We start from the raw sequence: 1,026 nt of genomic DNA, 5'->3' as shown, positions 1-1,026 counted from the left end.
AGGGCTCCGACTTTTTGTAAGCATGCGGTTTCAGGATCTATTTCACTCCCCTCCCGGGGTTCTTTTCGCCTTTCCCTCACGGTACTTGTTCACTATCGGTCGATGATGAGTATTTAGCCTTGGAGGATGGTCCCCCCATATTCAGACAGGGTTTCTCGTGCCCCGCCCTACTTGTCTGCAGCCTAGTACCACCAATGCGTTTTCACATACGGGGCTATCACCCACTATGGCCGGACTTTCCATTCCGTTTTGTTAACACACTGACTATCACTGCAAGGCTCTTCCGAATTCGCTCGCCACTACTATCGGAATCTCGGTTGATGTCTTTTCCTCTGGGTACTTAGATGTTTCAGTTCTCCAGGTTCGCTTCACTGCGCTATGTATTCACGCAGTGATACCTATTGCTAGGTGGGTTCCCCCATTCAGAAATCTCCGGATCAAAGTTTATTTGCCAACTCCCCGAAGCTTATCGCAGGCTATCACGTCTTTCGTCGCCTATCATCGCCAAGGCATCCACCACATGCTCTTAGTCACTTGACCCTATAACTTTGACATCTATCTCTAGATCTCATCGCACAAGAACCCAAGCAACTGCTTTGCGAGGTCTCTCACCTCGCGCGTTATGCCGTAATGTGAATATCTTTGCTGTAAACCTGGTCGCCCAGATTCACATTCTTGAAGAATATTCGTCATTACTGAATAAAAATTGCTTCCGCAAAGTTTCATTCGTTTTGACGCAATCAAATTGTTGCTGGTGGCACGGTCTGCACTAAACCTTCTACGTTTGTGCAGTTTCCACCAGCAACGCTGATTTTCGACTCTATGAATTTTTAAAGAACAGCCGCGTTGATCCGGGAATCCGGAATCAACAACAAAACAGTCTCTTGCGAAACCGCTTTGGTGTTGAGTGATAAGTGTTTATCGGAGCCTGGTTTAATAACCAAGTAATTGGTGGAGGATGACGGGATCGAACCGACGACCCCCTGCTTGCAAAGCAGGTGCTCTCCCAGCTGAGCTAATCCCCCT

General features: G+C 47.9%; 1 tRNA gene and 1 rRNA gene. Both read right to left on the bottom strand.

The features are described from left to right. Positions 1-540 (bottom strand): 23S ribosomal RNA (locus WH367_RS24325); the annotation flags it as partial. A gap of 409 nt (positions 541-949) precedes the next feature. Beyond that, a tRNA-Ala gene (locus WH367_RS24320) sits at positions 950-1,025 on the bottom strand. Position 1,026: the final 1 nt, after the last annotated feature.

This window comes from Comamonas sp. MYb21 (genome assembly GCF_037479395.1).
Lineage (GTDB): Bacteria > Pseudomonadota > Gammaproteobacteria > Burkholderiales > Burkholderiaceae_C > Comamonas.
The sequence above is the reverse complement of the archived record's forward strand: the minus strand, read 5'-3'. Positions and strand labels throughout refer to the sequence as shown.